The organism is Methylorubrum subtropicum, from assembly GCF_038442325.1.
Classification (GTDB): Bacteria; Pseudomonadota; Alphaproteobacteria; order Rhizobiales; family Beijerinckiaceae; genus Methylobacterium; species Methylobacterium subtropicum.
The window spans coordinates 41,431-66,543 of sequence record NZ_JBBXMW010000016.1 but is presented as its reverse complement, the minus strand read 5'-3'; the positions used below and the strand labels follow the sequence as shown (position 1 = coordinate 66,543).

Here is a 25,113-nt window from a genome sequence, read left to right as displayed (position 1 = left end):
AATCCGGTTTTCCGAAATCATCGTGCGGCAACAGAGAGATAGAGCATGCACCGGAGCGAACTCACGGGGCGAGCGGCCGGGAGAGGCCGAAGGCCGGCTCGGCGCCGCCGCCTCGCCGCGGGAACAGGCCGACGAGGGGCAGCGTGTCGCGCAGGGCTTCGGCGTAGGTGCGGGCCGGGACCCGCCCCTGCAGCGTGAAGACGAGGCCGACGAGGACCTTACGCAGGTACTCGCGCATCAGCGCGGGCCGGCGCCGGGCGTAGCGGGCGAGCACCATGGCCGCGCCGTAATAGTAGCGCGCCGCCGCGCTCCGGTCCGCGGGCGGATGGCCGACGAGGGGACGGTCGACGAAGCCCGTGGCGTTGCCGGCGAGCAGCGCGCGCACGGCGTAGTCCGTGTCCTCGCCGCCGCGGGCGGGGGTGCCGAGGCCCAGCGTCGGATCGAACGCGCCGAGCGTCGCCGCGAGCGAGCCGCGCAGGAACATGCTGTTCGACATGGTCAGGCGGACGATCTGCGCGGCGCTGGCGGGTGCGATGTCGCGCAGGCCGTCGGGCCCGTCCTCGGGCTCGTTGGCGACGCGGCAGAGCAGGAGATCGAGGCCGGGCCGCGCGGCGAAGGCCGCCTCCAGCCGCGCCAGGAAGCCGTCGGCGTAGAAGCAGTCGTCGTCGGGGAAGGCGACCACGTCGTCGGCGCCGAACGGCGTCTCGGCGAGCGCCGCGCCGATGAGCTGGTTGCGGGCCGCCGAGATCGAGGCGCGCCCCGGGATCGCCGTGACGTGGGTCTGCGCCGGCAGGCCCACGCGCTCGGCGGCGAGCGTCTCGGGCGGGCAGTTCTGGAGCAGGAGATGGTGGTGGACGCTCACGCCCGCGGCCCGGCTGCGCTCGACCGAGTCGAGCAGGCGCAGGAGGTCGGCCCGGCGGGGCCCACGCCAATCCGTGGTCGTGAACAGGTGGATCGCCATCTCGGCTCCTCAGGGGCGTATGGTCAGGTCGTGAACAGCATCCGCAGCCCGATGCGGCAGCGCAGGACGATCAGGCCGTAGGCGGTGGCCGAGAGGCCGAGCGCCACCGCGCAGGCGACGCACCACGCCTGGAAGCTCATCTGCGGCTTCAGCCCGGTCAGCAGCGCCAGCGAGGCCAGCAGCGCCAGCGGCACGGCGATCACCAGCCACGTCGTCGTGCGGGTAAAAGCCTGCTCGCGGATGGCGCGGCGGGAATAGACCAGCAGGCCGACGAATTCCGACACGGCGAGGCCGAGGAGGAAGGCGTTCACGTCCCGCTGCCACAGCAGCAGCACCGCGCCGGGGATGACGGCGAGCGCCGAGAGGATCGAGCCGAAGGCGACGAGGCCCGTGTTGCCCGAGGCGTAGGCCTGCGGCGCGGGCAGCAGCATCAGGAACTTCACGCAGATACTGATGCCGGCCAGACACATGAACAGGCGCGAGGGCTGGAAGGCCGGGCCGAACACGAAGGCGAGCACCTGATCGCCGACGAGGCTGAGCGCCAGCCCGTAGGCGAAGGCGATGCAGGACAGGATCCACGCCCAGGTGTCGAACAGCTCGGGGCCGCGCTTGCGCTCGTGGTTCGCGACGAAGAGCGGCAGGAAGATGCTGGTGAGGAACTTCGCCGCCACCGTGCGCGGCAGCGTCGCGGTGCCGTAGGCGACGTTGTAGAGGGCGAGCTGCGCCGGCCCGAGCACGCTGCCGACGAGGAGCCGGTCGCCGAGCGTGCAGGACACCGCGAGGCCGTTGACGAGGAGCGGGCGCCCGAACCGGGCCACCTCCTGCGCGGCGTCCGTGTTCCAGGCCAGCCGGAACGGCGTCGGCGACAGCAGGTGCGAGAGCGCCACCGTGACGAGCGCGGTCGCCAGCATCCCGTGCAGCATGCAGGCGAAGCCGTAGCCCATCCAGGCGGAGACGACGGTGACGAGGGCGCCCATACCTTGCGCGCTCGCCAACACGGTCGCCTCGCGCCAAAACACGTAGTGGCGCATCATCTCCTTGACGCCGAGATTCTCGAAGCCGCGGACCACCACGACGATGCCGAGCAGCGCGTAGACCGTGAAATCGCCGTGCGCCTCGAACAGGCCGGCGATCCAGGGCGAGGCCGCCACCAGCACCAGCCCGATCAGCGCGGCGCGGATCAGGGCGAGGCTCTGGAGCGTGCCCATCATCACGGCGGGCGGGGTGTCCGAGGTCTTGCGCACGGCAAAGACCGGCAGGCCGAAATCGGTCAGCACCTCGACGATGCCGATCACCACCGAGAGCGAGATCGCGAGGCCGAAATCGGTCGGGGAGATGAGATGGGCGAGCGCGATGTTGCGCAGGAACGGCAGCGCGGCCTCGAGCATGTTGGCCACGAAGAGCGGCCCGCTCGATCCGATGCCGCCGCTGCCCAGCTTCCGGCTCAGCCACGCCTTCATGATGCACCGATCCCGAGCGCCCGCAGCGTGTCCGGCGCCATGACGCGGGCGCCCGAGGGCGGCAGCAGGCCGAAGGAGGGGGAGTAGTCCCACATCGCCCAGCCGAAGCCGCGGGCCTCGCAGGCCTCGCGCACGGCTCTGAGCCACGCGAGCCGGGCGTCCGCCGGCGCCTTGGGTTCGTAGACCCCGAACTCGCCGACATAGATCGCGGGCTCGCCTTGCGCCTTCTGCCACGCGGCGAGCCGGTCGAACTGCGCCGCCATCGCCGCCGGGGTGAACGCGCCCGCCGCGATCTGCGCGCGGACATGGCCGCGGGCCTCGTCGTCGCGGGTGGCTTCCGCCGCGGCGCGCTCGGCCTCGTCCTTCGGGATCGGCCAGCCGAGGCCGTCGACCCGGCGGGCGACGTCCCAGCTCCAGGTCGTGGCCTGATGCGTGAACAGCAGCGGCGCGTAGCAATGCACGGTGTAGACGACCGCGCGGTCGTCGTAGGCCTTGTGCGCGACGAGGTCGTCGATGCCGGACCAGCCGCCGCCGTTGGCGACGACGCGCCCGCTCCAGCCGGCCCGCCGGATCGCCGCCAGCGCCTCCTGTTGAAGCGCCCACCACGCCTCGCCCTGCAGGGGCTCCGGCTCGTTGAGGATTTCCAGCACGAGACCGGGCGATTGCGAGGGGCTCAGCGCTTTGGCGAGCGTCGTCCAGCCGGTGACGAAGGCGCGCGCGCCCTCCGGCGTCGTGAGCGGCGCCTTGCCGGCGCCGACGGGGTGGAGATCGAGCACCGTCGTCAGGCCCAAGGCGGCGATCCGCGCGAGCGCGGCGCGCACGGCCTCGAACACCGGCCCGTTCAGCTCGGTGCCGCCCTGCGTCAGCAGAATGCCGGGATCGACCGGCAGGCGGACATGGTCGAAGCCCACGCGCGCGATCCGCTCCAGATCGGACGGGGCGATGTAGCCGGCGAGGTGATCGCGCCCGTAGCCGCGAAAGCTCTGAGCGAACCAGTGCGACAGGTTCACGCCGCGACGTAAGGGGGCCGGCTGCCCAGTCGCCCCCGCGAAGGAGGGCCCGGCCAGCGCGAGGCCGACGGCCCCGCCGATCACGGCCCGGCGATGCGGCCGGAACGGCATCCCGTCCATCGGGGCCGTCACTGCGACAGCTCCGGCACCTCCGTGTGCAGGGCGACCTCCACGGTGTCGCCGGGACGCACGGGCGAATCCTCGCTGGCCGTCTCGCTGCCGCCGCCGTCGAGGCCGGAGCGCACGATGCGGATCGAGGGCTTGGCGCCGCCGCCGCGCACGAGCTGCGAGCGGATCATGCCGGTATAGGTGATCTTCTCGCTGACCGCCTGGAGCTTCGATTGCAGGCCGCCGAGTTCGACATTGGCCTCGTCGAGTTCCTTGAGCAGGTCGGAGCGGGTCTGTTCCTCCAGGCGGACGACCTTGCGGGCGGCGTCGTCGCGCTCGCGGATGGTGTTGGTGAGCTGCACCCCGGTCTGGAGCGACTGGGTCGCCGAGAACAGGAACAGGCGCCGCGCCTCCGACAGGCGGGTCATCGGCAGGTTGCCGCGCTCGGAGAATTCCTTGAGCTTGTTGTAGTCGATGGTATCGGCCTGGGCGTTCTCGTCGTCGCGCACCTGGCGCGAGCGCAGCAGCGCGATCTGGTCGTCGGCGACCGAGACCGTGCGTTGGAGGAAGGCGCGCTCCGCCCCGTAGCGGGTGCGCTCCAGTTCGAGCTGCTGGCGGACGTTCTCGCGGGCGCGGTCGAGCAGTTCCTTCGGCAGCGGCGCCTGGGTCAGCCGCTCCAGCGCCTTGGTGTCGGCGGTCGGGTCGTCGGCGGCGGCCTTGCCCTTGGCGGGCTGTGCGCCGGGCGGCAACGCGGGCGCCTGGGGACCTCCGGGGGCCGCGAGCTGCGCCTTGATGCGCCACACCTTCCCCTGCAGCTTCACGTACTGCATCCACAGGGTCTGGTAGTCGTTGCGCAGGTCGGCCGATTCGAGGAACGGGTTGGTCATGCGGAAGCGCATGATCTCGTAGCCGCCCGCCAGCGACACCGCCTGCCGCACCGTCATGCCGGGCCGGTAGGCCTGCTCGCCGGGCTTCGACACGTCGCCGTTGAGGTAGACCGGGCGGTACTCGGCGATGCTGACCGTGACGGCGTCGGGGCTGATCGCCGTGATGCTCTCCGCGCCCGCGGGGGTGCGCTGCTGGTAGAGCTTCTTCGACATCTCCTCCTTGATCGCGCCTTGAGCCGCCGTGAGGCCGAGGCCGCCGACCGGGACCGGCTTGATCATCGGCAGGGTGACGCGGCCGTCGAGATCGACCACGCTGCGCTGCTTGAGGTCGGGGATGCCGGCCACGGCGACTTCGAGGGTGTCGCCGGGGCGGATGATGTACTCCGCCAGCGCCGGGCCTGCGCCCGTGCCGGTCAGCACGCCGACCAGGGCCATCTGCGTCGTCCACCGAGCCGGTCGCAGCATCATGATCTGCCTCGTCGTTGAATCGGGGGCGGGGGCGCCGCCTGGGCACAGAGCCAGAACCGTGCCGGAGCATGGCTCCGGCAGCGTGGGTCCGCGCGCCGATCTTGGGAGGGGAGGCGCCCGGAGCGGCCGGGCGTCGGGTCAGTAGGCGGTCGAGCTGAACATCATCTCGCGAACCGTCTCGGCGATGATGCGCAGATCGGCGGCGAGGCTGGCGTTGCGGATGTAGTCGAGGTCGAGGTCGATCCGCCGCTCCATGTCGGAGAGCTGCGGTGTGCCGCCGCGGGCACCGCGGACCTGGGCGAGCCCCGACAGGCCCGGCCGGGCGACGAAGCGGTCGGCGTAGCGCGGGATGCGCTCACCATAATAGGCGTCGTGCTCCATGGCGTGCGGGCGGGGCCCGATCAGCGACATATGGCCCTGCAGCACGTTGAAGAGCTGGGGCAGCTCGTCGATGCTGCTGCGGCGGATGAAGCGGCCGACCGGCGTCACGCGGGGATCGGCGCGGGTCGCCTGGACCACGCCCTCGTCGGGGACGACGTGCATCGAGCGGAACTTGTAGATCCAGAACGGCTGACCGTTGAGGCCGCAGCGTTTCTGCCGGAACAGCACCGGACCTTTCGAGGTCGCCCGTACCAGCACGGCCACCACGATCAGCAGCGGCAGCAGCATGATGATCGCCGAGAGGGCGGCGGTGACGTCGAGCGCCCGCTTCTGGCGCGACTCGAGATAGTTACGGCGTGAGCGCGCGCTGTATCCGAGCCCGCGCGGGCGGACGATCGTCGGCATCGCGCGCGAGGCGACTTTGGGCCAACGTGAATTCGGCAGTGCGGTCGATGTCGCAACACCGGCGTGTTCGCGCCGCAGCCACGGGGAAAACCTGGGGCGTGTAGACTCGGCCGCCATTCGTTCTCTCGCTGTGCTGACAATCTCTCCGTATTAAGGCGAACGGGTAACGATCGGTCAACGCTATTTTGCGCCGCAGCGGAGCGCCGCACCCAACCAATGATGAAGATTTAGTCAATTTTTTCAGGCGGAAATGCGGCGGCCCGTGATCTCCCGAGGCGCCGAAAGCGTTCCCGGCGAGAGCGTAAATATTCGGTAAAACATTTGTGACGTTGTCGCTGCGAATTATGCTGCTATCTGAACCCGCATCCGCATCGCCGAAAGGGTCCCGACGGTTGTGAGGAGCCGGCGAAACTCAAGGGTTTAGGCAGTATCGTACCAGCGGCTTGCCAAGATGTTCAGCTCACTGTAACTTGAGTCATGCCTCTGGAACCCTTTCGCGACCTCCTATTATTCTACTTAGCCGTATAGGAGTGCTGATATTTTACGCTTCTGCTGCTCAAAGTTTGTGCGTGCAATCGCTGAGGTGATGCGATTATTTTCGGCAAGCAGCGTTTTGGCACTGCACACGAGGCCCATTTCCTGAGATGCTGCGGTGCGCACGGTGCCCGACCAGGCCCCCTCTGCGACATTGAAAAAGCCGCTCCGGACACGCCCCGTTATCTTGCCTGCAAGGCAGCTGGTCTTCGCTCGATCCGGGCGTTCGTTATCGCAGGAGGCAGAATCGCATGGGGGACGCTCTGCGGTTGGAGGCTCTGCTCCGTAGTATCGAGAACCCGCAGCCGCTCACGAGCGCCGCGCCCGAGGGACCGTCGCCCGTCGCGACCGCGATGAAGGCGGTGCTCAGCCATTGGCCGACCATCGCGCTGACCAGCGTCGCGGCGGTCGCTGTGGCGGTGGCCTACCTCGCGACGGCGACGCCGCAATTCACGTCCTCGGGCCTGATCCTGATCGACCTGAAGAACGGCGCGAGCCTGCGCTCCACCGCGCCGACCGTCTCCGACGCCAACGTCGACTCGGCCAATATCGAGAGCCAGGTCGAACTCCTGAAATCCGAGCGCATCGTCCGCCGGGTCGTGGTGTCACAGAACCTCGTGGACGACCCCGCGCTCCAGCCCGGCCCGCTCGCCCGCACGATCTCGGCGATCACTGGCACGCTGATGTTCTGGAAGAAGCCGACGCCCCCGCCGGAGGGCGCCGACCCGAAGGTGACCGCGGCCTCGCGCGCCCTGCAGAAGCTGACCACGGTCAAGCGCCTCGGCACCACCTACGTCGTCGAGGTCTCGGCCACGATGCCGAGCCCGACCCAGGCCGCGGCGGTCGCCAACGCCTACGCCGACGCCTTCATCCAGGATCAGGCGAACATGCGCGAGGAGCTGTCGCGGCGCATGAGCAACCTGCTCAAGGCCCGCACCGACGAGCTTCAGGCAGAGACCCGGAAGGCCGAGAACGCCGTCGAGCAGTTCAAGTTCTCCGGCTCGCTCGCGGGCGAGAGTTCGGCGCAGGCGCGGGTGACCCTGAAGAACCTCGAGAGCAAGGCGCAGACCTACCGCGTCCTGCACGACAAGTTCCTCGAGCGCTACGCCGAGACGTGGCAGCAGCAGTTCATGACGCTGCCCGACGCCCAGGTCGCGAGCGTCGCCTACCCGCCGCAAGCGAAGAGCGCGCCGAAATCGGCGATCATCCTGGCCGCCTCGCTGTTCGTCGGCATGGCGCTCGGCCTGCTCATCGTCCTGCTGCGCGACCGCCGGATCGTCGGCCTCGGCACGTGAGGCCGGCCCCACTGCACGACACCGATGAAATCGAGATCAACGGAGGCCGTTCCATGTTGACGTCGGTCGATATCCTCGGCGTGCGGGTCCATTCGGGCCCGGTCGGCAACGTCGTCCAGCACATCGACGGGCGCATCCAGTCCCGCGACAGCACCCGCGTCGCGTTCCTGAACGCGCATCTCTCCAATCTCGCCTCGACCAATTCCGAGCTGCGCGGCTGCCTCGACCAGTTCCTCGTGCTCAACGACGGGGTCGGCCTCGACATCGCCCGGCGGGTGCTGCACGGCGAGCCGTTCTCGGAGAACCTCAACGGCACCGACTTCGTCACGAACTACCTCGACCGCACGGTCCACGACCTGCGCATCTATCTCCTCGGGGCGCGTCCCGAGGTGGTGGTCGAGGCCGGCCGCCTCATCGCCCGGCGCTGGCCGCGCCACGCCGTCGTCGGCACCCATCACGGCTTCCTCAAGGAAGCCGACCAGGACGCCTTGAGCGCGACGATCACGGCGGCCCGGCCCGACCTGATCCTCGTCGGCATGGGCAACCCGATCCAGGAGAGCTGGATCGCCGCCCACGTGCCGGGCATCTGCGACAACGCCATGGCGGTCGGCGCGTGGTTCGACTTCCTGACCGGCACGGTGCCGCGCGCCCCGGCCTGGATGCGCCGCGCCCGCCTCGAATGGGTGTTTCGCCTCTGCATCGAGCCGCGGCGGCTGGCCCAGCGCTACCTCGTCGGCAACGCCGTGTTCCTCGCCCGCCTCGGGCTGGCCAAGCTCCGCCCGCGCCAGCTCACCCCCGGCTGATCCTTTTCGCCCGTCCTTCCCGCCACCCGCGCGAGGCGCCATGCAGGCCGCCGGCCTCACTCCGCACCGAGACTGGATCTGGCTGCCCGCCGCCACCGCGGTCGCGATCGTGGCGGCGATCGCGCTGCTCGTGATCGGCCTGAGCGCGACGGACGGCGAGAGCCTGCCGCCGGTGATCATGCTGGCGGCGCTGCCGCTGCCGATCCTGCTGTTCGTCGGCACCCAGACGCTGGTCTGGAACGAGCGCTACGCCTTCTACGCGGCGATCCTCATCATCATCCTGCAATGCGCCACGCTGCGGGTGCGGGAGATCGAGGACAAGTCGATCGACTTCCAGATCCTCCTGAAGCTCGCCTGCGTCGGCTCGATGGTGACCCTCGCGCTCGCCGCCATGGCCCGGCGCTGGCCGCTGCGGGAATCGTCCGAGGCGCTGCTGTGGTTCGGCTTCTTCGTCTACCTGATCGTCACCAGCGCCAACTCGATCCAGCCGGCCCTGTCCTTCGTCGAGACCGTCTCGAACATCGCCGCCTTCCTCTACATCTACAGCCTCGTGCGCTTCCTCGGGGTGCGCAACGTCGCCGGCATCCTCATCACCGCCTGCTTCGTGCTGTGCCTCCTGTCGATCGCGGCCTACTTCCTCAATCCGCAGCTCGGGCGGATGAGCGACTGGGTCAACGGCGCCTTCATCCCGACCTCGCGGCTCACCGGCGTGTTCGGCACCGCCAATTCCGCGGGCGCGGCGGCGGCGATCGGCATCATGCTGACGGTGCTGTTCTCCGGCCTCACGCTGCGGCGACCGCTGTTCTACGTGCTGGTCGCCCCGATGGCGTTCTGCCTGCTGGCCTCCAACAACCGCATGTCGGTCGCCGCGATGATGGCCGGCCTGCTCTACGTCTACGCCATGCGCGGGCGCTTCGGCATCAAGTTCGCCATCGGCCTGCTCGCCGCCGCCATCGGCGTGCTGGTGATGGCGAGCTTCGGCGACACGATCATGAGCGGCCTGTCGCGCTCCGGCTCGGCCGACGAGATCACCAGCGGCACCGGCCGCACCCGGATCTGGGCGGTCGTGATCGAGCTGTGGCTGGAGCAGCCGCTGTTCGGCTACGGCGCGGGCTCGGCCAAGTTCATCCTGCCGTTCCACCCGATGCTGTTCAAGGCGGCGGCGCACGCCCACAATATGTATCTCAGCATCCTGTTCTCGGGCGGCCTCATCGGGCTGTCTATCTTCCTGACGAGCCTCGTCCTGACGCTCCGCCGGGCATGGCGGAATCAGGCGCACGGCACGATCGGGCTGGTGATCTTCTACCTGCTCTACGGGATGACCGAACCGACGATCGGCGGCCTCGTCTCGTTCCTGTCCCTGAGCTTCTACGCGCTGCCCTGCCTCGCCCTGGTGTCGCGGCCCAAAGGTACGCTCGGCTCGGCCGTGCCCGCGGTCGCCCCGTTCCGCTACCTGCCCTACCGCCCTTGAGGCGACGCGCCAGGAGGCCGTAATGAGCCAGACCCGATCCTCCGAGGGGCCCGCCTCGCCCGCCGCCGGGCGCATCCTGGAGCTCGATTTCATCCGCGGCTTCATGCTGATCAGCATGTCGCTCAACCACGGCACCTCGCTCTGCCGCGAGATGGGGCGGCACGCGGCGAGCCCGATCACCATCGCCCAGGTGCTGCCCTCGACCACGACCGAGATCTTCTTCCTGATGAGCGGCTACCTGTTCGGGCATGTCCGCTTGGCCAAGCTCGAATCGGTCGATCGCCGCTTCGTCGGGGACACCCTGCGGCGGGCGTGGCAATTGTACTGCTACAACGCCGTCACGCTCCTGCTCGTCGTCGCGATGCTGGGGCTCGCGGGCCAGACGCTGCTCGGCGCCTCGCGCTTCGACGTGTTCGTGCACGATCCGATCAACGCGGTGCGGGACTTCGTGCTGATGCGCTCGGCGCCGTTCGGCTTCGACGTGCTGCAGCTCTACGCGATCTTCTTCCTCGCCACGCCGCTCTTCGCCGCTCTGATGATGCGCTGGCCCGCGGTGGCGCTGGCGTGGCTCGTCGGCAGCTGGCTCGTCGTCGGCCTCTGGTCCGAGACGGTCGGGCTCGCCCACGACGAGACCATCGGGATCAACGTCTGGGCGTGGCAGATCACCTTCTTCGGCGGGATGATGCTCGGGATCGGGCGCCGCTACGGGGCCATCGCCGCCTTCATCGTCGGCCGGCCCTTCGTCATCCGCGTCGCCACGCTGCTGCTCGCAATCTTCGCCTTCGCGTGGCTCGGGCAGAAATATCCGCACCGCCTCGGCCTCGCCGAGGAGCCGTGGATCGTCCCCGGCGTCGACCGCGCGACGCTCGGGCCGCTCAAGATCCTCTGCTCGCTCTGCGTCGTCGTGGTGATGATCTGGCTGTCCGACCGCTTCCGCGTGGTCGAGACCCGGATCGGGCATGCCGTGATGATGCTCGGGCGCCACTCGCTGACCTGCTTCTGCGCCAGCAATTTCGGCCTCTACGGCGTCGCGCTGGCGTGGCAGGAGACCGGCTCGCACGCGGTGTTCTGGCTGGCCGAGGGGCTGTTCGTCGCCTTCATCTTCGCCTGGGTCGCGCTCGTGAACGCCGTGATGCCCGAGCGCAAGGGGGGATCGGCCAAGCGCCCTGAGCCGGTGAAGCTCGCGCCGGACACGGCCGCCGCCGCCACCGACTGGGCCCTGCCCGGCGCCAGCCCGGTCGGCGGTGTCCGCTGACGCCATGACGCATCGCGCCGCCATACACGTGTGCTCATCCAGCATACAACCGCCGCCATCCGCAGCGAATACTGATCTCGCATCGGTGTGGATCGGCGAAATCATTGATCTGCCGCGCTTGCTGCAGCGCACCAGATCGGCCAAGATTGGCACATATCCTGCACATCCGCTGTGCAATCATCGCATCTTGCCTGCCTAACGGAATCCCAGCATGTTGATGAAAGTCGAGCGTCCGTCGGCGAAAGAGGTCTACAGCAACAAATTCCGCGCAAAGCGGATGGAGATGCTGATGGCGATGGTCGACGAGGTCCTGCAGAAGAAGGATATGTGCCGGATTCTCGATCTCGGCGGGCGGTCCGATTACTGGCTCGGCCTCGAGCATATGTGGCGCAACCGCAAGATCTACGTCACGCTGGTCGATCTGGTGCCGACCCCGGTGTCCGATCCGCGCTTCCTCGTGATCCAGGGCGACGCCTGCGACCTGCCGATGTACGCCGACGGGGAATTCGATATCGTGTTCTCCAACTCCGTCATCGAGCATGTCGGCAGCTGGCAGAACAAGGTCCGCATGGCGAAGGAAGCGCGCCGGCTCGGCACCCGCTACTTCATCCAGACGCCGAACTACTGGTTCCCGGTCGAGCCGCATTTCCGGGCGCTGTTCTTCCACTGGCTGCCGCGGCCGTGGCAGCGCGCCCTGGTGATGCGGCGCGATTTCGCCTTCCACACCCGCACCGACAGCATCGACGAGGCCGACCGCATCCTCAACGACGCGGCCCTGCTCGACCATTTCGAGATGAAGTCGCTGTTTCCCGACGGCAAGATCGTCCGCGAGCGCTTCCTCGGACTGTTCACCAAGTCGCTGATCGCGGTCAGGTAAGGCCGAGGGAACAGACGCGGCATCGCGCGGTTCGCCCTTCCGACCCCGTTCACAGACCCGTGAACGGACGCCCCGGAGCCGATCTCGATGCTGCGCCTCACCCGCCTCCTGCCCTTCGCCCTCGCCGCCGGGCTGCTCCTGAGCGGCGGCGCGCTCGCCCAGGAGGGCAACGCCAACGCCGGCAGCGGGCTCTCGCCGGGGGCGAGCGCCACCGGCAACGACCGCTCGGCGGGCGTCAACAACGGCAATTACCGGCGGCCCGGCAGCTACGGCACCCGCCGCTCACTGCGCCAAGGCTTCGGTCGCGCCCGCCGCTTCGCCCCGCATCGCCGCCGCCACCGCTGACCCCGCGCGGGTGTCGCAGGGGGCAACTTCGCCTCGATCCGCAGCGTTGCCGCGCGACGCAAGCGGGACGAGGCCGTGACGGACAGACCCATCGCCGACTACGCCGTGATCGGCGATACCTGCACCACCGCCCTCATCGCCCGCGACGGCTCCCTCGACTGGCTGTGCTGGCCCCGCCACGACGGGCCGGCCGTCTTCCTGGCGCTGCTCGACCGCGAGCGGGGCGGCGCCTGCCGCCTCGCCCTCGACGGTGTGACCGGCACGGAACGCCGCTACCGCCCCGGCACCAACATCCTCGAGACGGTCTTCGTCACCGAGACCGGCCGTGTGCGGCTCACCGACTTCATGCCGCTCAGCCGTCGCGAGCCGGTGCCAGAGGAGGGGCCGGACGGCTGCGCGCAAGCCCGCGTGGTGCGCCGCCTCGCCTGCGAGGCCGGCACGGTGTCCGGCCGCTGGATCGTGCGACCGACCTTCGACTACGCCCGCGCCGCCACCGCGGCCGAGCCTGAGCCCGAAGGCACGGTGCTGTTTCACGGCGGCGGCGACGCGATGCGGGCCGCCGCGACCGTGCCGCTCGACGTCCGTGAGGGGACGGCGCAGGCCGCGTTCCGGCTGGAGGCCGGGGAGGGGGCCGACCTCGTCCTCGCCCACGGGGCGGAGGGCGATGCGGGGCTCGGCCGGACCGAGGCGTGGCTCGCGGCGACGGAAGACTACTGGCAAGAGTGGTCCGGCCGCTGCACCTATCGCGGGCCCTATCGCGAGACGGTGCTGCGCAGCGCGCTCACCCTCAAGCTCCTGACCCACGCGCCCTCCGGCGGCATCGTCGCCGCCGCGACCATGGGCCTGCCCGAGGCGGTGCCGGGCAACCGCAACTACGATTACCGCTACGTCTGGATGCGGGACGCGAGCTTCACCGTCACGGCCTTCGTCAATCTCGGCTACGACCGCGAGGCCGCCGAGTTCCTGCGCTTCCTGCGCAACGCCGACCCGAGCCGCGGCCGCCATCTCCAGCTGATGTACGCTCTCGAAGGGCCGATGCCCGACGAAGTGATCCTCGACCATCTGCGCGGCTGGCGTGGGACCGAGCCGGTGCGCCTCGGCAACGCGGCGAGCGACCAGCGCCAGTTCGACATCTACGGCGAGTTCCTGGTGGCTCTGCACCACTACCTGGAGGCGGTCGATTTCGACCCGCCGGTGAAGGTCAACGACCATCTGCCCGAGGCGCTGGCCCATCTGACCGGCCACATCATCGACCGCCGCCGCGAGCCCGACCACGGCATCTGGGAGCTGCGCGGCGACATGCGCCAGATCCTCCACACCAAGGCGATGCTCTGGGTCGGGCTCGATTGCGCGGCGCAGATCGCCCGCTCCGATCCCGAGCACCGCCTCGCCTCGCCGGAAACAATCGCCGAATGGGAACGGGCGGCGGAGGAGATCCGCGCCGAGTACCACGCCGAGGGCTGGAACGAGGCGGTCGGCGCCTACACCATGGATTACGGCTCACCCGATCTCGACGCGGCCGTGCTGCGCGCGGTGTTGTTTCGCGCCTTCGACGCGCGCTCGCCCCGCGTCGCCGCGACTCTGGAGCGGATCGAGGCCGCTTTGGGGGCGGGCGACCTGCTCTACCGCTACCGCCTCGACGACGGCCTGGAGGGGCAGGAGGCGACTTTCACGGCCTGCGCCTTCTGGCGCGTCGGCTGCCTCGCGCTGGCCGACCGCGGGGCGGAGGCGACCGCCCTGTTCGAGCGCCTGATCGCCCGCGGCAACGATCTCGGCCTGTTCGCGGAGGAGATCGACGCCGAGACCGGGGAGCAGCGGGGCAACGTCCCGCAGGGCTTCACCCACATGGCGATCATCAACCATGCGGTGCGGCTGGCACAGATGGACGGACACGCGCCCGCGGACGCGTGATCGTAAAAGAAACCGCTTCGCGGGGTCGCGGGGCGGGCCGGCTCCCGCTGGCCCCACGGCTCTGCTAACCTTGCGCCGACCGGCCGAGGCGCCGGGGCCATTTTTGAAAAAACCCCATGCTCCGCCTCCTCCTTCTGGTCCTGTTCCTCGCCGCCCCCGGCCTCGCCGCGGCGCAGCTGGGCAAGGCGCCGAAGGATCTGGTGCGCGCCCGCCTCGTCTCGGAGGCCGCGACGCTCGCCCCCGGCCGCACGGTGACGCTCGGCCTGCACATGGCGATGAAGCCGGGCTGGCACGTCTACTGGCGCAATCCGGGCGATTCCGGCCTACCGCCGGAGATGGCGTGGCGCCTGCCCGAGGGGTTTTCGGTCGGCCCGACGCAATGGCCGGCACCGGAGCGCATCCCGGTCCAGACCCTGATGAACTTCGGGTACGAGGGCGAGGTCACGCTGCTCGTACCGCTGAAGGTGCCGGAGAACCTGCCGGCGAGCGGAAGCGTGCCCCTGTCCGGCACCCTGTCCTACCTCGTCTGCGAGGAAATCTGCATTCCGGGCTCGGCCGAACTCGCCCTCGACCTGCCCGTCGGCAGAGGCACCGAGCCCGATCCGGCGCAGGCCCGCCTGTTCGCGGAGGCCCGCGCGGCTCTGCCAGAGCCGGCGCCGTTCCCGATCCGCGCCACCCGCGAAGGCGAGAATCTTTCGCTGCAACTCGATCGGCCGTCCGGCGCGCCCGCGCTCACGAACGCGGCCTTCTTCCCCTACGCGGAGAGCGCTCTCGACAACGCCGCCGAGCAGATTTTTGCGAGTGGGGAGGGCGGGGTGCAGCGCCTCGTCCTGAAGCCCGGCGACCCAAAGATCGCGCCGGAGGCGCTGGGCGGCGTCCTCACCGTCGACGAGGCCGGCACGCGCAAGGCCTACGCCGTCGGTCCCGAGCCCGAAGCCGCCCCGGCGGCGACCGCCCCTGAGGCTGCGCCGGCGCCCGTTCCAGTCGCGGAATCCGAGACCCTGACGCTGTGGAGCGCCGCCGGCCTCGCCCTGCTCGGCGGGCTGGTGCTCAACCTGATGCCCTGCGTCTTCCCCGTGCTGTCGATCAAGGTGCTGAGCCTCGTGAAGCAGGCCGGCGAGGAACGCGCGCGGGTGCGCCTGCATGGGCTGGCCTACACCGCGGGCGTGCTGGCCAGTTTTTTGGGATTGGCCGGGCTCCTCATCGCGCTCAAGGCGGGGGGCGCCGGGATCGGCTGGGGGTTCCAGTTGCAGTCCCCCGTGGTCGTGGCGCTGCTCGCCTACGGCCTGTTCGCCGTGGGCCTCAGCCTGTCGGGCGTCGTGCATGTCGGCGGGCGGCTCGCCGGCATCGGCGACGGGCTGACCCGGCGCGCCGGCTATCAGGGCTCGTTCTTCACCGGCGTTCTGGCGACGCTGGTCGCCACCCCCTGCACGGCGCCGTTCATGGGCGCGGCGGTGGGCTTCGCGCTGACGCAAGGCGCGGGCGTCGGCCTCCTGATCTTCGCCTGCCTCGGCCTCGGCCTCGCCCTGCCGTTCCTGGCGCTCACCGCATTCCCCGGCGCCTTGAGCCTGCTGCCGCGGCCCGGCGCCTGGATGGAGACGGTGAAGGGCGCGCTCGCCTTCCCGGTCTACGCCACCGCGGCGTGGCTGATCTGGGTGCTGGCCCAGCAGGTCGGGCCGGACGGGCTGCTCGGGGCGCTCGGCGGCCTCGTGCTGGTCGGCTTTGCCGCCTGGGCGTGGGAGCGGGCGCGGGCCGCGCAAAGACTTGGCACCGGGTTCGGTCGCGCCGCAGCGGCACTCGCCCTCGTCGGCGCGCTCGCGCTCGCCGCCGCCCTCCACGGCCAGCGGGCGGGTGCGGTGGGCGTGCGGCTCGCCGGCGGCGAGGAGCCGTTCACGCAAGCGCGCCTCGATGCGCTGCGGGCGGAGGGGCGCACGGTGTTCGTGGACATGACGGCGGCGTGGTGCATCACCTGTCAGGTCAACGAGCGCACGGTGCTCAACCGCGAGGCGGTGCAGGCGGCGTTCCGGGCCGGCTCGGTGGCCTATCTCAAGGGCGACTGGACCAACCAGAACCCGGAGATCACGCGGCTGCTGGAAAGCCACGGCCGCTCCGGCGTGCCGCTCTACCTCGTCTACCGGGGCAAGGGCGAGGCGCGGGTGCTGCCGCAGATCCTGACCGAGGCGGTCGTGCTCGACGCGGTCAAATCCGAGAAGCTCGCCGCCCGCTGATCAGGCCGGCTGCGGGCCGGGATCGGCGGCGATCACCCGGAAGAACACCGCGAGGCCGACGAGGAACACCGCGAGCCCGAGCCACGTGGCATAGGGCTCGAAGCCCGGCCCGACGAGGGCGAGCGCCGCGCTGCGCCCGGCGAGCGTATCGCCGGCTGCCAGCACCACACCGACGAAACTCTCGCCGACGAGGAAGCCCGAGGCCAGGAGCACGCCGCGGCGCCGCGCCCCGTCCACCGCCTTCGCCTCGTCCTTCTCGCCGCGCGGGCGGGCCTGGGCCCGCAGCCGCCGTTCGGCGAGCCAAGCCAGCACGCCGCCGACCGCGATGGTCATCTCCACGGCGAGCGGCAGGTACATACCGATCCCGACCGTCAGCGCCGGAAAGGTCAGCCCGCGCCTGCGCAGCCGCGTCTCGACCGCGACGAGCACGACGCCGAGCCCCGCCCCGATCAGCACCATGGTCCAGGGCAGCGTCCGATGGACGATGCCCTCGGCGATCTGCGAGGTCAGCGCGGCCTGGGGCGCGGGCATCGCATTGGCCGCGTCCATGCCCTCGCGCGGCAGCGCACCGACGAAGCCGTAGGCCTCGTAGAGCAGCGACAGCAGCGGCCCGATCACGGCCGCGCCGACGAGCACGCCCGCGATCAGCGCCACCTGCTGGCACCACGGCGTCGCCCCGACGATGCGGCCGGTCTTGAGATCCTGCAGGTTGTCGTTGGCGATGGAGGCCGTGGTGACGATCACCGAGGCGACGAGGAGCGCGGCGGCGATGACGAAGCGGTCGCCCTCCGGCCCGGCCGAGGTGCCGATCAGCAGCGGCAGCAGCACGGCCGCCGCCATGGTGGTGAGGATGCCGATCCCCGAGATCGGGCTCGACGAGGAGCCGAGCAGGCCCGCGAGATAGCCGCAGGTCGCCGCCATCAGGAAGCCGAACACCACCGCGAACACGGTGAGCGTCGCCACCATCACGGTGTGCAGCGCCCCGAGTTCGGCGGTGCCCGAAAACATCCAGAACAGGGCGGCGAGCGGCACAGCGAGCGCCAGCGCCGCCCCGAACACCCAGGTGATCGGCAGGTCGCGCTCTTCCCGCGGCTGGTCCTCTCCCGGCATTCCCGAGCCGCTGCCGCGGGCGGAGGCCAGCGCCGCGCGGACGCTCGACAGGATGGGCTTGGCCAGCGATCCGACCGTCCAGAGCCCGCCGACCGCGATGATGCCGGCCCCGATCAGGCGCACCTGATCCGACCATACGGCCTGCGCCATCTCGGAGGCGGTCGCGCCCTCGCCCTGGCCGAGATAGGTCAGGAGCGGCACGGCGATGCCCCAGGCGATGACGACGCCGGTCAGCAGCGCGAGGCAGGCGCCGATGCCGACGAGGTAGCCGACGCCGACCAGCGCCAGCGAGAACCCGGTGCCGAGCCGGAACGCCGCGCCACCGAACGCGACGGCGCCGTGCAGCCCCTCGCCGAGCACGCGAAACCCGGTGGTGGCGAGCCCGATGATCCCGGCCGCCGCCGCCGCGGTGAGGAGATCGCGCAGGCCCCTGGCCCCGGCCTCGCCCTGGCCGGTGCGCAGCACTTCCGCCGCAGCGACCCCTTCGGGGTAGGGCAGGTGCTCGCCCGAGACGAGCGCGCGGCGCAGCGGGATCGAGAAGGCGACGCCGAGCAGCCCGCCGATGCCGCAGACCGCGGTCGTCTGCCAGAACGGGAAGCCGTGCCAGTGGCCGATCAGCACGAGGCCCGGCAGGATCAGGATGACGTTGCAAAGCGTGCCCGCGGCCGAGGCCTGGGTCTGGACGATGTTGTTCTCCAGAATCCCCGAGCCGCCGAGCAGCCGCAGGCCGCCCATGGCGATCATCGCCGCGGGGATCGAGGACGAGAACGTCATCCCGGTCTTGAGGCCCATATAGACGTTGGCCGCCATGAACACGACGGTGATGACCGCCCCGAGCAGCAGCCCGCGCAGCGTGATCTCGACAGGCCGCGGGGGCGGGCTGGGCGCGTGCATGGCGAATCCTTGAGGATCGCGCTCCGGTGCGGCGCGCTCCTCGGCGGGAAACTTTGCGGGTCCGGCGGTCTTTCCCTGCCGCGGCAATGGACGCCGCGCGATCCGGAGACGCCGTTCGTGCCGATGCCCCGCCGCCGGATGACCCACTGACATGTGCGGGCACCCCAAAACGATCGAACCCCGCTCCGGCGTGGCCTTCACCCTGAACCGCGGCCAACGGCTCACCGTGATCGACCCGGAGGGCGAGCAGGTCGCCGACCTCGTGGCCTTCGTGCGCGGCGACATCGACGAGGTGATCTCGTCGGGCCGCACCATCGACTACGCCTCGCGCCTGTTCCTCACCACGGGCGACCCGATCTACTCCAACCGCTCCAACGTCCTGCTCGACATCGTCGAGGACACGGTCGGGCGCCACGACTTCCTGCTCACGCCCTGCTCGGCCGACACCTTCCGCATCATCTACGGCGACGAACACCCCCACCGCGGCTGCTTCGGCAACCTCGCGGCGGCACTCGAACCCTACGGCATCGGGCCGGACCGCATCCCGGTCGCCTTCAACGTGTTCATGCATGTCGCCATCGACGGCACCACCGGCGCGATCGCGGTGAAGCCGCCGCTGAGCCGGGCGGGCGACCGCGTGGTGTTCGAGGCGAAGACTGACCTGATCGTCGGGCTCACCGCCTGCTCGGCGCTGCAATCGAACAATTTTGCGTTCAAGCCGATCCATTACGAGATCGCCGACCCGGCGTGAGGGGCCGCCGCCTCACCGCCCCTTCCCACCCACTCCCCTCATCCTGAGGTGCCGCGAAGCGGCCTCGAAGGAGGGCTCCAGGGATCGCGCGACCTCTGGAGCCCTCCTTCGAGGCTTCCGCTTCGCTCCAGCACCTCAGGATGAGGGGATGGGTGGGATGGGCGCTGTGGCGTACCCACCCGAAGCCCTCCCGCGTTTCGCCTCTGTTCCCCAAGCCCCGGCTTGGCTAAACGGCGCGCCATGCTGCGCCTCCGCGAGTATCAGCGCGCCGCCCTCGACGCGCTTCACCGGCACTGGGACGCGGGCGGCGGGCCCGGCCTCGTCGTGCTGCCGACCGGCGCCGGCAAGGCGCTCGTCATCGCCGCCCTCGTGCGCGAGTGGCTGGAGCGGGCGCCGGAGGCCCGCATCTGCGTGCTCGCCCATGTCCGCGAACTCGTGGCGCAGAACCACGCCGAGCTGCTGGCCTACTGGCCCGCGGCGCCCGCCGGCATCTTCTCCGCCGGGCTCGGGCGGCGCGAGAGCGGGGCGCCGGTCACCTTCGCCTCGATCCAGTCGGTGCGCGACCGCGCGGCCCTGTTCGAGGGCACCGACCTCGTCGTCATCGACGAGGCGCATCTGGTGCCGCGCTCGGCCGAGACCGGCTACGGCCGCTTCCTCGCAGGGCTTCGCGCGGCCAACCCGAACCTCAAGGTCGCGGGCTTCACCGCGACGCCCTACCGGCTCGATTCCGGCCGCCTCGACGAGGGCGAGGGCCGGGTGTTCGAGCGCATCGTCCACGACTCCGCCGTCGGCGACCTGATCGGCCAGGGTTTTCTCGCGCCGCTGATCTGCAAGGCCACCGCGCTCACCCTCGACGTGTCGGGTGTGGGCCAGCGCGGCGGCGACTACATCCCCTCGGCGCTGGAGGCTGCGGTCAACCGCGACTGGATCACCCGCGCGGCGGTGGAGGAGATGGCGGCCTACGGACGGGAACGCCGGGCCTGGCTCGCCTTCTGCGCCGGGGTCGATCACGCGAGCGCCGTGCGCGACGCGGTGCGGGGGCAGGGCTTCTCCTGCGAGACCGTCACGGCCGAGATGGGCAAGCGCGAGCGCGACCGGGTCGTGCACGACTTCCGGGCCGGAAAAATCCGCTGCCTTACCTCGGTCGGGGTGCTCTCGACCGGCTTCAACGTGCCGGAGGTCGACCTGATCGCGCTGCTGCGCCCGACGCAATCGGCGGGGCTCTACGTGCAGCAGGTCGGTCGCGCCTTGCGGCGGGCGCCGGGCAAGTCCGACGGGCTCGTGCTCGACTATGCCGGCTTGGTGCGCATGCACGGCCCGGTCGATGCCGTGACCGCGCGCAGCGTCGCGCTCGGGCCGGCGCTCGGCGGCGCGGCGCGGGCCAAACCCTGCCCCGGCTGCGGTGCCCTGATCGCCCTCAACGCCAGCACCTGCGAGGCCTGCTGGGTCGAGCCGGAGGCCGAGGACGCCGAGGCGCCCCATGCGGCAACCGCCGAGGACGCGCTGCCGATCCTGTCGGAGACGGTCAGCGGCTGGCGCATTGTGTCGGCTTGGAGCCTCGCCCGCAGCCCCGGCGGCCACGGGCCCGACCGGCTGGAGGTAGTTCTGCGCTGGCCCGGCGGCGGCTGCCGCGTCGAGATCGGCCTGGAGCAGTCGGGCCACGCCCGCGAGCGCGCGGTGGCGTGGTGGCGCGCCTGCGGCGGGGCCGAGCCGGTGCCGCTCACGGTCGCGGAGGCCCTGGAGCGGCAGGACGAGCTGGAACGCCCCGATTCCGTGCGGATCGAGGCCGCGGGCCGGCTGTCGGAGAGCGTCGAGCTGCGGTTTTCGGACGGGCGGCGGTTTCGCGACGTGCGGCGGTGGGGCGGGTTGGCGGCGTAGGCGTCACGCCCACACCCGTCATTCCGGGGCGCCGAAGGCGAACCCGGAATCCACGACTGGCCGCGACGGTCCGTCTGCAGTCGGGCACCGCGCATCACGGGTGGATTCCGGGTTCCGCTTCGCGGCCCCGGAATGACGGCGTCACGGTTTTGACGGTGAACGCACCGGCCGCTCATCCCCGCAAAAACTCGATCAGCGCCGCGTTCACCTCGTCCGCCGCCTCGTGCTGCACCCAGTGGGTCGCGTCCGGAATCCACTGCACCCGGCCCCGCTCGCAAAGCGCAAGGCTCGCCTCCGCCAGCCCCGGCTGGAGCGCCGGATCGCGCCGGCCCCACAGGATCAGCGTCGGGGCTGCCACCGGCGGCGGGTTCTCCTCCCGCGGCAGGCGCGCCAGTGCCCGGTACCAGTCGAGCATCGCCGTCACCGCGCCGGGGCGGCGCCAGTCCTCGGCGTAACGGTCGAGATCGGCCCCCGAAAAGGTACCGGGCCGGGCGGAGCGGCGCAGCATCTCGCGCAAGCCCCGACAATCGCGGGTGGTGAGCAGGCGCTCGGGGACCAGCGGCAGTTGGAACACGCCGGCATAAGCGCTGCGCAGCATCTGCCCCGGATGGCACCGGAGGTAGGGCCCGAACACCCCCGGATGGAAGCCGTTGAGCACCGCCAGCCGCTCGACGCGGTCAGAATAAAAACTCGCGGTCCAGAAGGCGACGAGGGCGCCCCAATCGTGCCCGACGAGGCGAAACCGCGTGAAACCGCAGGCATCGGCCAGCGCGATCACGTCCGCGGCGAGCCGGTCGAGGTGATACGCCTCGATGCTCCGCGGCCGGTCGCTGAGGCCGTAGCCGCGCTGGTCCGGCACGACGAGGCGCAGGCCGCTCTCCGCCAGCGGGCCGATCTGGCGGCGCCAGCCGCGCCAGGATTCGGGAAAGCCGTGCAGCAGGATCGTCGGCGGCCCGCCCACGGGGCCGACCTCGGCGACGTGGAGGCGCAAGGTTCCGAGCGGGACGTGGCGGTGGCTGGGATCGGGCATGGGCGTCCAGGCAGTGGGCTCCTGCGGCGAACGCCGCAGGGGCGGCGGGGTTCGGGCGGGCGCCGGAGCCGCTATAGAGGGCCTTGAGATCATGAGGCCCCCTTCGATGCCCCTGCTGCGCTACCTGCTCGCGCTCGCCTGCCTGACCGTGGGCCTCGGTTCGGCGCAAGGCCGCACCGTGACCGACGCCGCCGGGCGGCGGGTCGAGGTGCCGGAGCGGATCGAACGGGTGCTCGCCGCCGGGCCGCCCGCCGCGGTGCTGCTCTACACGCTGGCGCCCGAGAAAATGATCGGCTGGCCCCGCAGCCCCCGTCCGGACGAGGGCGCCTTCCTCACGCCCGAGGCGGCGGCGTTGCCCTCCACCGGGCGGCTGACCGGGCGGGGCGGCACCGCGAACGTGGAGGCGGTGCTGGCGTTGAAGCCCGACCTCATCGTCGATGTCGGCAGCACCGGCGCCACCTACGCCTCCCTCGCCGACCGGGTGCAGGCGCAGACCGGCATCCCCTACATCCTCCTCGACGGCAGCTTTTCGAAGATCCCTGAGACCTACCGCACGCTCGGCGCCCTGATCGGCGCGCAGGCCGAAGGCGAGGCGCTCGCCGCGGAATCAGAGAAAATCCTGAAGGCGGTGGCCGAGGCCGTGGCCGCGGCGCCGCCCGAGCAGCGCCCCCGCGTCTATTACGGCCGCGGCCCCCGCGGGCTGGAGACGGGGCTTTCCGGCTCGATCAACACCGAGATCATCGAGGCGGCGGGTGGGCGCAACGTCGCCACCGCGGAGGGGATGGGCGGCCTCGCCGGCATTTCGCCCGAACAGGTGCTCGCCTGGAACCCGGACGTGATCCTGCTGCTCGATCCGGCTTTCGCCGCGAGCCTGCCGACCGATCCGCTCTGGAGCGGGCTCAAGGCGGTGAAGAACGGAAAGGTGTACGCCGCGCCGGTGCTGCCCTTCGGCTGGGTCGATGCCCCGCCGGGCGTCAACCGCCTGATCGGCCTGCGCTGGCTCGCCGGCCTGTTCTTCCCCGACCGGTTCGAGGAGCCGCTGCCGGAGGCCGTGCGCGGCTTCTACCGGCTCTTCTACCATGTCGAGCCGAGCCCGGCGCAGATCGAGGCGCTGCTCGCCGCCACCGCGCCGCTGGCCAAGCCCCGATGAGCGAGGTCGTGGCCGTCGCGCCGGCCCGGCGGCGCCTCGCGGGGTGGAGCCTCGCGGTCCTGCCGGTGCTGGCGCTGCTCCTGCTGGTGCTGGTCTCGCTCGGCACCGGCCGCTATCCGGTGCCGCTGGCCGACGTCTTTTCGTTGTTGCTCTCGAAGGCCCTCGGCTTGACCTCCGCGGTCGATCCCACGGCGCAGACCGTGGTGCTGCAGGTGCGCCTGCCCCGCGTGCTCGGTGCGCTCGTCGTGGGAGCCGGGTTGGCGGCGGCGGGGGCGACCTATCAGGGGCTGTTTCGCAATCCCCTGGTCTCGCCGGACATCCTGGGCGTCTCGGCGGGCGCGAGCCTCGGGGCGGTGCTCGGCATCGTGTTGACGCTGCCGTCCGCCGCGATTCAGGGGCTCGCCTTCGCGGGCGGGCTCGGCGCCGTGGCGATCGTCTACGGCGTCGGGATCGCGGTGCGGCGGCGCGGGGCGTCCGATCCGGTGCTGACGCTCGTGCTGGCGGGTGTCGCCGTCGGCGCGCTGCTGGGCGCGGGCATCGCGCTCCTCAAGGTGCTGGCCGACCCCTACAACCAGCTCCCCGCCATCACCTTCTGGCTCTTGGGCAGCCTCGCTTCGGTCAACCGCGGCGATCTCGGCGCGATCCTGCCGGCCATGCTGATCGGCCTGGTCCCGCTGGTGCTGCTGCGCTGGCGCGTCAACCTGATGAGTCTCGGCGACGAGGAGGCCCGCGCGCTCGGCGTCGAGACGCGGCTGATCCGCCCGGTACTGGTGGCAGCCGCCACCCTCGTCACCGCGGCAGCCGTCTCGGTGACCGGTGTCATCGGCTGGGTCGGGCTGATCGTGCCGCACGTCGCCCGCCTGCTGGTCGGCCCGGATTTCCGCCGCCTGCTGCCGGCCTCGCTGCTGCTCGGCGCCGGCTACCTCACCGCGGTCGATCTCCTGGCCCGCACGGTCGCCACCATCGAAGTGCCACTCGGCATCCTCACGGCGCTCGTCGGTGCGCCGTTCTTCCTGTGGCTGCTCGCCACCGCCAAGCGCGGCTGGGCGTGATGCTCGAACTGCGAGACCTCGCCTTCGGCTACGGCGCCAAGACGGTCGGTTCGGGCATCAGCCTGACGCTCCAGCCCGGCGAGACCCTGTGCCTGCTCGGGCCGAACGGCGGCGGCAAGACCACCCTGTTCAAGACCATGCTCGGGCTGCTGCCGCCGCTCGGGGGCCGCGTTCTCCTGGACGGCGCCGACCTCGCTACTTTACCGCGCCGGGACATCGCCAAAAGAATCGCCTACGTGCCGCAGGCGCATGCGGCGTTCTTCCCGTTCCGGGTGCGGGAGGTGGTGGTGATGGGCCGCGCCAGCCGCCTCTCGGCCTTCGCCAGCCCCGGCCCCGCCGACCACGCGGCGGCGGAGCGGGCGCTCACGCTACTCGGCATCGGGCATCTCTCGGATCGGGTCTACACCGAGATCAGCGGCGGCGAGCGCCAGCTCGCCCTGATCGCCCGCGCGCTCGCCGGGGAGCCGCGCCTCCTCGTCATGGACGAGCCGACCGCGAGCCTCGATTTCGGCAATCAGGCCCGCGTGCTCGGGCAGGTGCGGCGCCTGTCGGAGCACGGCATCGCCGTGGTGCTCTCGACCCACGATCCCGGCCACGCCTTCCTCTGCGCCGACCGGGTGGCGCTGCTCCACGGCGGGCGCCTCGCAGGCCTCGGGGCCCCAGCCGAGACGGTGACGCCGGAGACGCTGCGGCTGCTCTACGGGGTCGAGGTCGCGGTGGTGCCGCTGCCGCAATCGGGGCGCGCGGTGTGCGCGCCGGTGCTGCCGTGAATGGATGATCGCTGAGGGCTACGCGCGCGTCTCCTCCCCCTTGCGGGGAGGAGGTAGGAGGTGGGGGTGGTTCAGGAGG

20 protein-coding genes are annotated in these 25,113 nt (G+C 71.0%); 13 read left to right on the top strand and 7 right to left on the bottom strand.

Features of this window, described 5'->3' with window-relative positions:
• Nucleotides 1-61: 61 nt before the first annotated feature.
• The 5 genes from AAHG03_RS20100 to AAHG03_RS20080 form a co-directional block, all read right to left on the bottom strand.
• The gene (locus tag AAHG03_RS20100) at nt 62-961 is read right to left on the bottom strand and encodes a glycosyltransferase family 2 protein (RefSeq protein ID WP_342152718.1); all 900 of its coding nucleotides are present in this window, start codon (nt 959-961) and stop codon (nt 62-64) included.
• A 23-nt stretch (nt 962-984) separates the two neighbouring features.
• Nucleotides 985-2,421 carry an oligosaccharide flippase family protein gene (locus tag AAHG03_RS20095; RefSeq protein ID WP_342152717.1) on the bottom strand — a complete coding sequence of 479 codons (1,437 nt, stop codon included), beginning with the start codon at nt 2,419-2,421 and terminating at the stop codon, nt 985-987.
• On the bottom strand, nt 2,418-3,563 hold the full coding sequence (locus tag AAHG03_RS20090) for a glycoside hydrolase family 5 protein (RefSeq protein ID WP_342152715.1): 1,146 nt from the start codon (nt 3,561-3,563) through the stop codon (nt 2,418-2,420). The genes AAHG03_RS20095 and AAHG03_RS20090 overlap by 4 nt, the downstream gene beginning before the upstream one ends.
• Nucleotides 3,560-4,894: a polysaccharide biosynthesis/export family protein gene (locus AAHG03_RS20085; RefSeq protein ID WP_342152714.1), complete on the bottom strand. Its 1,335-nt coding sequence runs from the start codon at nt 4,892-4,894 to the stop codon at nt 3,560-3,562. Before AAHG03_RS20085 ends, AAHG03_RS20090 begins: the two co-directional genes overlap by 4 nt.
• Before the next feature lie 138 nt (nt 4,895-5,032).
• On the bottom strand, nt 5,033-5,680 hold the full coding sequence (locus tag AAHG03_RS20080) for an exopolysaccharide biosynthesis polyprenyl glycosylphosphotransferase (RefSeq protein WP_342152712.1): 648 nt from the start codon (nt 5,678-5,680) through the stop codon (nt 5,033-5,035).
• 785 nt (nt 5,681-6,465) lie between these two features.
• On the opposite strand from AAHG03_RS20080, the gene AAHG03_RS20075 reads away from it, so the two are divergent.
• The 8 genes from AAHG03_RS20075 (at nt 6,466) to AAHG03_RS20040 (ending at nt 16,399) form a co-directional block, all read left to right on the top strand.
• On the top strand, nt 6,466-7,509 hold the full coding sequence (locus AAHG03_RS20075) for a Wzz/FepE/Etk N-terminal domain-containing protein (protein ID WP_342152710.1): 1,044 nt from the start codon (nt 6,466-6,468) through the stop codon (nt 7,507-7,509).
• A 53-nt stretch (nt 7,510-7,562) separates the two neighbouring features.
• Nucleotides 7,563-8,312, top strand: a complete 750-nt coding sequence (locus AAHG03_RS20070) for a WecB/TagA/CpsF family glycosyltransferase (RefSeq protein WP_342152708.1) — start codon at nt 7,563-7,565, stop codon at nt 8,310-8,312.
• A gap of 40 nt (nt 8,313-8,352) precedes the next feature.
• A complete protein-coding gene (locus tag AAHG03_RS20065; protein WP_342152707.1) occupies nt 8,353-9,783 on the top strand; it encodes an O-antigen ligase family protein in 1,431 nt (476 codons plus the stop codon).
• A 22-nt stretch (nt 9,784-9,805) separates the two neighbouring features.
• Nucleotides 9,806-11,038 carry an OpgC domain-containing protein gene (gene opgC, locus AAHG03_RS20060; RefSeq protein WP_342152705.1) on the top strand — a complete coding sequence of 411 codons (1,233 nt, stop codon included), beginning with the start codon at nt 9,806-9,808 and terminating at the stop codon, nt 11,036-11,038.
• 211 nt (nt 11,039-11,249) lie between these two features.
• The gene (locus AAHG03_RS20055; RefSeq protein WP_342152703.1) at nt 11,250-11,915 is read left to right on the top strand and encodes a class I SAM-dependent methyltransferase; all 666 of its coding nucleotides are present in this window, start codon (nt 11,250-11,252) and stop codon (nt 11,913-11,915) included.
• 87 nt (nt 11,916-12,002) lie between these two features.
• Nucleotides 12,003-12,260, top strand: a complete 258-nt coding sequence (locus AAHG03_RS20050; protein WP_342152701.1) for a hypothetical protein — start codon at nt 12,003-12,005, stop codon at nt 12,258-12,260.
• A 75-nt stretch (nt 12,261-12,335) separates the two neighbouring features.
• On the top strand, nt 12,336-14,171 hold the full coding sequence (locus tag AAHG03_RS20045; RefSeq protein WP_342152700.1) for a glycoside hydrolase family 15 protein: 1,836 nt from the start codon (nt 12,336-12,338) through the stop codon (nt 14,169-14,171).
• A gap of 116 nt (nt 14,172-14,287) precedes the next feature.
• Nucleotides 14,288-16,399, top strand: a complete 2,112-nt coding sequence (locus AAHG03_RS20040) for a protein-disulfide reductase DsbD family protein (RefSeq protein WP_342152699.1) — start codon at nt 14,288-14,290, stop codon at nt 16,397-16,399.
• Here the strand turns inward: AAHG03_RS20040 and AAHG03_RS20035 are convergent, their stop codons facing one another.
• Nucleotides 16,400-18,403 carry an OPT family oligopeptide transporter gene (locus AAHG03_RS20035; protein WP_342152697.1) on the bottom strand — a complete coding sequence of 668 codons (2,004 nt, stop codon included), beginning with the start codon at nt 18,401-18,403 and terminating at the stop codon, nt 16,400-16,402.
• A 151-nt stretch (nt 18,404-18,554) separates the two neighbouring features.
• Between AAHG03_RS20035 and AAHG03_RS20030 the strand changes: the two genes are divergently transcribed.
• The gene (locus AAHG03_RS20030; protein WP_342152696.1) at nt 18,555-19,154 is read left to right on the top strand and encodes an urea carboxylase-associated family protein; all 600 of its coding nucleotides are present in this window, start codon (nt 18,555-18,557) and stop codon (nt 19,152-19,154) included.
• A gap of 240 nt (nt 19,155-19,394) precedes the next feature.
• Nucleotides 19,395-21,032: a DEAD/DEAH box helicase gene (locus AAHG03_RS20025; RefSeq protein ID WP_342152695.1), complete on the top strand. Its 1,638-nt coding sequence runs from the start codon at nt 19,395-19,397 to the stop codon at nt 21,030-21,032.
• A 172-nt stretch (nt 21,033-21,204) separates the two neighbouring features.
• Here AAHG03_RS20025 and AAHG03_RS20020 read toward each other — a convergent pair whose 3' ends face one another.
• Nucleotides 21,205-22,062 (bottom strand): alpha/beta fold hydrolase, encoded by an 858-nt coding sequence (locus AAHG03_RS20020; RefSeq protein ID WP_342152693.1) that lies wholly within the window; start codon nt 22,060-22,062, stop codon nt 21,205-21,207.
• Nucleotides 22,063-22,168: 106 nt separating this feature from the next.
• Here AAHG03_RS20020 and AAHG03_RS20015 point away from each other — a divergent pair, with 106 nt between their 5' ends.
• Genes AAHG03_RS20015 through AAHG03_RS20005 form a run of 3 tightly spaced genes read left to right on the top strand, consistent with a single transcriptional unit; the run spans nt 22,169 to nt 25,034 of the window.
• Complete coding sequence (locus tag AAHG03_RS20015; RefSeq protein WP_342152692.1) at nt 22,169-23,212, top strand: iron ABC transporter substrate-binding protein; 1,044 nt, start codon at nt 22,169-22,171, stop codon at nt 23,210-23,212.
• Nucleotides 23,209-24,264: a FecCD family ABC transporter permease gene (locus AAHG03_RS20010; protein WP_342152690.1), complete on the top strand. Its 1,056-nt coding sequence runs from the start codon at nt 23,209-23,211 to the stop codon at nt 24,262-24,264. Before AAHG03_RS20015 ends, AAHG03_RS20010 begins: the two co-directional genes overlap by 4 nt.
• On the top strand, nt 24,261-25,034 hold the full coding sequence (locus tag AAHG03_RS20005; RefSeq protein WP_342152803.1) for an ABC transporter ATP-binding protein: 774 nt from the start codon (nt 24,261-24,263) through the stop codon (nt 25,032-25,034). Before AAHG03_RS20010 ends, AAHG03_RS20005 begins: the two co-directional genes overlap by 4 nt.
• Nucleotides 25,035-25,113: the final 79 nt, after the last annotated feature.